8 protein-coding genes are annotated in these 8,950 nt (G+C 35.4%); 7 read left to right on the top strand and 1 reads right to left on the bottom strand.

Annotated elements, in window-relative coordinates:
* The first annotated feature begins 509 nt into the window (after positions 1–509).
* Positions 510–1,787, top strand: a complete 1,278-nt coding sequence (locus ACFQ18_RS17640) for an MFS transporter (RefSeq protein ID WP_047185072.1) — start codon at positions 510–512, stop codon at positions 1,785–1,787.
* 211 nt (positions 1,788–1,998) lie between these two features.
* Here the strand turns inward: ACFQ18_RS17640 and ACFQ18_RS17635 are convergent, their stop codons facing one another.
* Positions 1,999–2,163 carry a hypothetical protein gene (locus ACFQ18_RS17635; RefSeq protein ID WP_157851576.1) on the bottom strand — a complete coding sequence of 55 codons (165 nt, stop codon included), beginning with the start codon at positions 2,161–2,163 and terminating at the stop codon, positions 1,999–2,001.
* 234 nt (positions 2,164–2,397) lie between these two features.
* Here ACFQ18_RS17635 and ACFQ18_RS17630 point away from each other — a divergent pair, with 234 nt between their 5' ends.
* From ACFQ18_RS17630 to ACFQ18_RS17605, 6 genes are all read left to right on the top strand, one after another.
* Complete coding sequence (locus ACFQ18_RS17630; RefSeq protein ID WP_047185071.1) at positions 2,398–3,165, top strand: FixH family protein; 768 nt, start codon at positions 2,398–2,400, stop codon at positions 3,163–3,165.
* Between the two features lie 165 nt (positions 3,166–3,330).
* Positions 3,331–4,590, top strand: coding sequence for a cytochrome P450 (locus ACFQ18_RS17625; RefSeq protein ID WP_047185070.1), 1,260 nt, complete (start codon positions 3,331–3,333; stop codon positions 4,588–4,590).
* A 282-nt stretch (positions 4,591–4,872) separates the two neighbouring features.
* Positions 4,873–5,202, top strand: coding sequence for a hypothetical protein (locus ACFQ18_RS17620; protein WP_052771700.1), 330 nt, complete (start codon positions 4,873–4,875; stop codon positions 5,200–5,202).
* A gap of 61 nt (positions 5,203–5,263) precedes the next feature.
* Entirely contained in the window at positions 5,264–5,545 is a 282-nt protein-coding gene (locus tag ACFQ18_RS17615) for a hypothetical protein (protein WP_052771699.1), read from the top strand.
* Positions 5,546–6,040: 495 nt separating this feature from the next.
* A complete protein-coding gene (locus ACFQ18_RS17610) occupies positions 6,041–7,975 on the top strand; it encodes a fructose-1,6-bisphosphatase (protein ID WP_204798813.1) in 1,935 nt (644 codons plus the stop codon).
* A gap of 213 nt (positions 7,976–8,188) precedes the next feature.
* Entirely contained in the window at positions 8,189–8,821 is a 633-nt protein-coding gene (locus tag ACFQ18_RS17605; RefSeq protein WP_052771698.1) for a histidine phosphatase family protein, read from the top strand.
* The last annotated feature ends 129 nt before the right edge of the window (positions 8,822–8,950 follow it).

Raw genomic sequence — 8,950 nt, 5'->3', positions numbered from 1 at the left:
GCGCCTTGAGACGCTGGTCGGTAGTATAGGCTTATAGCCGTTGTGCAAACCACCCGTTGGACGGGTGGTCATGATTTGGGTGCTTCACACTAGGTGAGAATTAGCTACGAGTATTCCTTGCATTCGATCTGCCTTTTGCTCGTCGTTGCTCATCTGGTAGCTTGGCTTTATTTGTTTTCACCTTATCTGTTTTTCCGTCTTTAACCATGTTCATTCCTCCAATATATGATATGGTACGGTTTTTCGGTTCATGAAATATGCATGGAAAGTTGGGTTAGATACTGCATATTTCTTCAAACACATTAATATTTAACCGAATACAACCATTATTACATTTACCGGAATGAAAGTAATTATTCATTGAAGGAGTTTCACTGACAGTCGGTGAGTATAGATAATGTAGTAAAGGCATTATGGACCTTTACGATATTGTACAAATTATACAGTTAGAGCTGTATTCTTTAAATTTTTTCTTTAATAGGGTATGCTTAAAGTACCAATATAATTATATGTTGAAGGAAGGTAATACAATCGTTGATTCAGAATTAACGGTCAAGCGTAACTTAGCAATCATGTGGTTTGCTAATTTTTTTATTGCCGGAAGTATGACAATGGTTATTCCATTCCTTTCCTTATACATTGAATCAATGGGAAACTTCTCTGATTCATATGTTCAAACATGGTCAGGATTAACTTTCGCGGTTACCTTTGTCACAGCATTTATTTTTTCACCGATTTGGGGAAGATTTGGTGATAAACACGGAAGAAAACCGATTCTCATTATATCTGCTATAGGAATTGGCGTTTCTGTTTTTCTAATGGGGTTTGCTACAACGGTTTGGCAACTTTTTTTATTACGGCTTTTTATGGGAATTGTAACCGGCTTTATCCCAATGTCTCAAGCTTTCATTTCAACACAAACACCTAAAGAAGTCGCTGGTAAAGTACTTGGAACATTGCAAACTGGAAATATTACGGGCTCATTAATGGGACCAATGCTAGGGGGAATACTTGCTGATACGTTTGGTTTTGCTGGGACATTTAAGTGGATTTCATTAACAATCTTTATTTCAGCCATTCTCGTAGCTTTTGGAATAAAAGAAATCAACGTTAAACTCTCAAATGATGCAAAAGATTATAAATCTTACTCTAGTAAAGAAGTAATCCTATATATATTACGTAGTCCTGTACTACTCGTTGTTTTGCTCTTATCTACACTTGTTCAAATCGCACACTTTAGTATTCAGCCCATTCTTTCCTTATTTGTTGCCGAAATTCATGGCCCTGAAAGTTTGGCATTCTTTGCAGGCTTAGCCTTTTCAGCCGCGGGCCTGGGAAATTTACTAATGTCAAGACGTTGGGGGAAATATGGAGATAAGCATGGACATACTAAGATTCTAATCATTTTACTTTTTGTTGCAGGAATGGTTTACTTACCAGGTGCATTTGTAACGAATATATGGCAACTTGTCATTTTACGATTCTTATTAGGTGTATCCATAGGTGGTATTGTTCCAGTTCGAATGGCTTACATACGAACTGCAGCACCACTTTCCATGCAAGGAGAAGTAATAGGATACAATACTAGTTTACGATTTTTAGGGAATATCATTGGACCTGCACTTGGTGGATTTTTGGCTGCAATCAATGGGTTCTCTACAGTATTTGTTGTAACGAGTTTACTTCTTATTGTAAGCGGAGTGCTCATGCTTGTTACATGGTATAAATTCGAATACTTGGCCGAACAGGAACAGTCCTTTCCTACGCGTTCTAGACATTCGCATTAACAGAGATATAACTGTAAAATTACACTAATTAGCATATCAGTATTGAATCGTTATTTGAACGTTCTAAGATTTTAGCTATAACTATTTTGAATTTTTGATGAATATTTAGATAGGGGATTCCCCCTATCTATTTTAATGCACAAAACAGAATAAAAAGACACTCACATTGCAAATTAACCTGGATTAAGCAATTGAAGTTGTTCCATTAAAGTTACATATCTTCATTATCTTTATCATTATTCTTAGGATTATTAATATCTAGCTCAATATTATTTTTTCCTAAAAGGTCCACAAAGGTCTCATTAAGATTTTCTCCATAGAAACCTTTGTTTAATTCAAGAATTCCTTGTTCTGGTTGGTTTTGTTTTTTCTTCATTTGAAAGTATCCCTCCTTACCATTAATTTGTCCAAGAAACACGTATCCTATGTTTTAAAATCACTACTGATGTGTAACAAGGCGTTTTCACATATCTTTCACATATAATCTATTGATTAGCTGTCATGCTACTGTTACATTGTTGTTAGGGTGCAAGTCCGTATCCTTAAGTTGAATGGAAATGACCCGTGTTCTAGAAAACATCATTAGACAAAGTAGTGGAGGTTATGAAAAGTGGGGAGAAGAATTTTAATATTGATTGTGGCATTAACAATGGCTGTTTTAGCTGCATGTAATAATGATAATGATACGGATCAGTCGCAGGAATCAGAAGAGCTAAAAATGCTTGAAGTTGATTTCGAAGTAGTTGATAAGGCTGATGTAGGTGAAACAGTAGAATTGAAGGCAATCGTTACATATGGGGATGAAAAAGTGAAGGATGCGGATGAAGTCACTTTTGAATATTGGAAACAAGGAAATGAAGAGGATAGTACTAAGATTGAAGCTAACAATAATGAGGATGGTACATACACAGCACAAGTATCTTTTGATTCAGATGGAGTTTATGAAATGTATGCCCATACGACGGCAAGAGATTTGCACACGATGCCGAAAAAATCAATTACCATTGGAGACGGAGCAAGTTCCAATCACGAGGATGAACATCAACATGATGGAGAAACCCATGAACATTCTGGTCATGGGGAAGGTCTTGATATGCACTTTATAAAACCAGAAAATACGAAGGTAAATGAAGAAGTAAAGCTTACTGTAAATTTACAGATGAAGGATGAACCGTTTGAGGGCGCTCGTGTCCGATATGAAATTGTTAATGACAACTCGGATATACATGATTGGGTTGACGCGGACGAAACTGTTTCAGGTGAATACACTAATTCCTATTCGTTTGCTAAAGAAGGAATGTACAAAATAGTCATTCATGTTGAAAATGACGAAGGTCTTCATGAACATACAGAGCATCAGATCGAAGTGAATAAATAGAAAAAGAGGGAAGGGAGCTACTCTTCCTTTTTATTTTGTCAAGCATTTGAAACACACATAGCCGTCATCTGTTTTCTTTTTGGCTTCTCATATAATAAGGATATACAAGACATACTAATGATAGGAGTCCGATTTCTAACCAATAATTAAATGGAGTGAGTGATAATGCCATATCGAGAGCAGATTCCAATTGATAAAGGTTTTGATAATACATTAGCTATGTTGAAAGATGGCTATTTATACATATCAAATCGAAGAAAACGTTTTGGAAGAGATATGTTTGAAACTAGGTTGCTAGGTGGACAGAAGACTGTTTGCATTGCTGGGGAAGAGGCCGTTAAAATTTTCTATGACGAATTAAAGTTGAAAAGAAATGGAGCCGCTCCCAAAAGATTACGGCAAACTTTATTCGGTGAAAAATCGATACAAACAATAGATGATTCCAGTCACAAACATCGAAAACAATTATTTTTGTCACTAATGACGGAGAAACGACTACAAGATGTTGTAAGGATATTTAGAGAGGAATGGACATCAACGCTTGATGTGTGGATTCATAAGGAAAAGATTGTTTTATATGAAGAAGTAACAAACATATTAGCTACGACAGCTTGTAAATGGGCAGGGGTTCCATTACCCCAAAATGATATCGCCATCAGAGCAAGACAATTGGAGGCGTTATTTGATTCCGCTGGATCTGTTGGTCCACGACATTGGAAAGGGAGACAAGCTCGGAATACTTTAGAGATGTGGTTGCAAAACATAGTTAAAGATGTTCGTAAAGGGAACCTTGATGCACCTGAAGAAACAGCCCTACATCGTATGACTTGGTATCGGGACACACATGGAGAACTTTTAAATCCCGAGGTAGTAGCTGTAGAGATCCTTAATATTATACGTCCAATTGTTGCTATTACTATCTATATTGTTTTTGTTGCATTATCCTTAGTTGAAAATCCGAAAGAAAAAGAAAGGCTATCCCACGCCAGGGAAGATGTTTATGAAATGTTTGTACAGGAAGTACGCCGCTATTATCCATTTTTCCCATGTGCAGTAGCTAGAGTACGTGAAGATTTTCTATGGAAAGGACATGATTTTAAAAAGGGAAACCTTGTTCTGTTAGATATTTATGGGACAAATCACCATCCTGATATATGGAATAATCCAGAGCAATTTAATCCTGAACGGTTCAAAGATAGAACAGAGAATCCCTATGATTTTATTCCTCAAGGTGGCGGAAAGTATGCTAAAGGTCATCGTTGTCCTGGGGAAGTATTGACTATTGAAATAATGAAAACAAGCTTAAACTTGCTGGTGAATCATATGGATTACAATGTACCAGACCAAAACCTAAGTTATAGTATGAGGCGAATGCCGAGTTTACCGAAAAGCAGATTTATCATGAATCAAGTGAAGAAAATTTAATTCAAGGTATGGCTACTACAAGAGAAAACAACCATTAGCCAAAAAACGTGTATTCGGAAAATCCGAATACACGTTTTTGGCTTATTAGCATTGATAAATATCCTGTGTTTTTTTGCCTGTAATGACGATAGTGTGATGTTATTAAAAATGGGTTTACATAATAGTGTTCCTTAAAACTTCTTGAAAAATATGTCTTTAACCATACTTTAATAGGGTTATCATCTAAGCATGTCTCCATAACACGAATATAATATATCGACAAAAGAAAAAGGAGGGAAAGCTATGAGCAAAGTATGGAGAAACCCAGATTTCTTCGGGGACGATGGAAGGCGATCTGGTAATTCAGAGTCAAGAAGTAATTCCAGAAGTAGTTCAAGAAGCGATGTAGATAACGAACTTGATTTTAGAAGTGACATTGATTCAGACAATGAAAATGAAGTCCAAGTTAAAGATAAGAATACTAACATTGCTAAAGTAGTAAAGAGTGGTAACTCAAGAGTAGATGTGGATATTCACGTAGACAGTGATTCTCGTGCAAGAGTACGCGCTAGATCCGAATCAGATTCCGATCAGGAGCAAGATCAAGATCAAAATCAAAGATTTGATATCTAACTAAATTTCAGAGGGGTACTTAGAAAAAGTATCCCTCTATCGATATGAGGTGTTAAGAAAAGTGGAAAAACGACTTGAAAATAGGTTAAATACACTGATAGATAAAAGCGGAAATTCAGATGTAGATCTAGTTATAAATATAGAAACAAAAGCTATTGCATATAGTATTTTATGCAGTATTTATGCTAAAGGTGAAATAAATGAAATGGAATTGGAAAGGGCAGTAAAAAAACTAGATTCTTTAATTGAAAGAGATCAAAGAAAACAAAGGGAAAGAGACCATGCACTTGAATTTAAAAATAGAGATTTTCAACAGCGAATTTCAAGAAGAAAATGGATATAAAATTTTCTTCTATATTTAGAATTAGTTATTTAGACACTAGATGTACCTATATAGAATACTTATTCGGTACAGTGAAAAATAGAGTAAGTAGCTAACGTCTCGTTTGTACTTACCACAGGGAATATTGGAGAAAGGACAAATAAGTATAATAGTTATCAATGAAGTGTTTTTATCTGATTCATATTTTAAAGATCGTAAATCCACGTTAAGGTGCCTAGCCCCACTGCTGAACTATAATAAAGCAGTGGGGCTAGGCACTTTTTTCATCACTTAAGGAGCAGGAGATTCCCTCAAGACCTGTGACGTATAAAACCCTGAAAAAATACAAGCTTGGCAGGTATATCATGTAATTAATGAATACGATAGCCCCTTAATATAATAAAAAATTACCCAATATGTTAAAATATAAGAACATACTCTATAAAAATATTTAATTTCCTAGTACTAATGATATTCTATTAACCAATTAGGAGCCTATAGGGGGGATGAATCATAATGAATAAGAAATATTTGGATTTACTTGCAGAGAAATATGATAGTGAGGAGAAAGTGATTAATGAACTAATTAATCTGGAAGCCATTCTTAATTTACCAAAAGGGACAGAGCACTTTGTAAGTGACTTACATGGGGAGTTTCAATCCTTCCAACATGTTTTAAGAAATGGTTCTGGTAGAGTAAGGGAGAAAATTGTAGAGCTATTCTTTAGCGTTCTATCAGAGGAAAAAATTAATGAATTGACAACATTGGTTTATTATCCTGAAGATAAGCTACAATTAATAAAACATAACTTCGGCAATAATAAGGAGTTACACGACTGGTATGCAGAAACCATTAAACATTTAGTCAAGCTTATATCTTTCGCTTCTTCAAAATATACACGTTCGAAATTACGAAGAGCCTTACCGAAGCAATTTGTATATATCATTGAAGAGTTACTATATAAAACGGAAGATGAACTATTAAATAAGGAACCTTATTACAATATCATTGTCGAACGAGTAATTTCTCTTGGCCAGGCTGATAAATTGATTATTGGGCTTGCTTATTGTATGCAGCGATTAGTAGTGGACCATCTTCATGTAGTTGGGGATATTTATGATCGTGGGCCGCAACCTGATAAAATTATGGATACATTGATTGATTATCATTCAGTTGATATTCAATGGGGAAATCATGATGTATTATGGATAGGTGCCTTCTCAGGTTCAAAAGTTTGTCTCGCTAATATTCTCCGCATTAGCGCTAGGTACGATAATTTGGATATTATTGAAGATGTGTATGGAATCAATTTAAGACCTCTTCTTAATCTTGCGGAAAAGTATTACACAGACAATCCAGCTTTTAGACCTAAGGTACAGACAGGTAAAAAAATAACCGATCAAGAACGTTTACAAATCACGAAAATGCATCAAGCCATTGCGATGATTCAGTTCAAACTGGAAATGCCTATTATTAAAAGACGTCCATTCTTTAACATGTCAGAAAGACTTTTGCTTGAGAATATTGATTATGATAAAAATGAAATAAAGATTCAAGGGAAGACGTACAAACTTGAAAACACCTGTTTCGCAACCGTTAACCCCGATAATCCAGAACAACTTATAGAAGAAGAACAAGAAGTGATTGACAAACTATTATTCTCTGTTCAGCATTCAGAGAAACTAGCAAGACACATCCATTTTCTTATGAAAAAAGGTAGCCTCTATTTAAAATATAACGGTAACTTATTAATTCATGGCTGCATTCCTTTAGATGAAAAGGGAAATATGGAAGAAATGGTAATTGAAGATACTACATATGGCGGTCGTGATTTACTTGATATTTTTGAGTATCATTTACGATATGCATTTGCTCATCCAGAAGAAACAGATGATCTCTCAACAGATATGGTCTGGTATTTATGGACTGGAGAATATTCATCACTATTTGGAAAAAGAGCCATGACAACCTTTGAACGATATTTTATAAAGGACAAAGAAACCCATAAAGAAACGAAGAATCCATATTACTATCTACGTGAAAATGAAGATATTTGCCGTAAAATTTTAACAGACTTTGGGCTTGATCCAGATCATAGTCATATCATAAATGGCCACACACCTGTAAAAGAAATTGAAGGGGAAAACCCAATTAAAGCAAATGGGAAGATGATTGTCATTGATGGGGGCTTCTCTAAGGCTTATCAATCTACAACAGGAATCGCTGGATACACGTTACTTTATAATTCATACGGTATGAAACTCGTTGCTCATAAACATTTTAATTCTAAAGAAAATTTATTAGAAAATGGAACAGATGTTTTATCCGTGAAACGGGTAGTGGATGAAGAAGTGGAACGGAAGATGGTTCGAGAAACGAATGTCGGACAGGAATTGTTAGAAGAAGTAGCCGCACTGAAGAGTTTGTTGGAGTATCGATATATGAAATAAAATAAGAGTGAAGACAATCTGCCGATGGTGGATTGTCTTTTTTCGCATCAGTAGGGTATCAAGGAAATCTCGCTAACGGAAGTCCTTTTTATTAATATTCCAATAATTTTAACATTTCACTTTACCAACATTAATAAAATTTGATAAAGTAGAGAAGAGAATGTTAATTAAGGGAAATTTAAATAAATTCGGAAAGAACAAGGGGTGAAGGGTTTGACGATTTATTTAATAAGGCACGGGGAATCCGAACATAATGTAGATTATACGATAATGGAACACATTCATGATTCGGAGCACAATTTAACAGAACTTGGGCAGAAGCAGGCAAAAGCTACAGCTGATTTTTTGAAAAACGTAGTAAGTGAAAAAACTATTTTATATAGTTCACCTTATGCACGAACGATGCAAACCGCCAAAGCCATACATGCGGAACTACCGGGTGAAGTTCCTTTTCTCCAAAATCCATTAATACGCGAGTGGGAATTAGGAAACTTGCTTAACATTAATAATCGTACACCACAGCTAAAGAAGGAATTTAAAGCTTCTGGTTCGTTTTTCTATCGCTATCCAAATGGAGAATCAATGGCAGATGTCTACCTTCGTGCCACTATGTTTTATAATACGTTTCTTCAGCGAGTCAAGCAACAAAATCGTTATGAAGATGTGATCATGGTAAGTCATTCTGCTTTCATGCATGCATTTTTGACGTTTATGATGCAGTGGCCAATCGATAATAAAGCAAAACCTAAACCGTTTGATAATGCATGCGTTATTGCCATAGATGAGGTGGATGGAGATTACCAATATAAACAAATTTTTGCACCTAAGATTAGTGTGACTAATTAAAATTAGTTATAGAAAAGACTGAAATTCTTAACTTAAAATTTCAGTCTTTTCATTATTATGACTTTAGTCCGTTGAGTACGCGGCAGCGTGCGAAACAGAAAACCACCTGCTATGCGGGTGGGTAACAAG

The organism is Oceanobacillus caeni (assembly GCF_042678465.1).
Classification (GTDB): Bacteria; Bacillota; Bacilli; order Bacillales; family Amphibacillaceae; genus Oceanobacillus; species Oceanobacillus caeni.
This window is presented reverse-complemented; position numbering and strand designations above follow the sequence as displayed.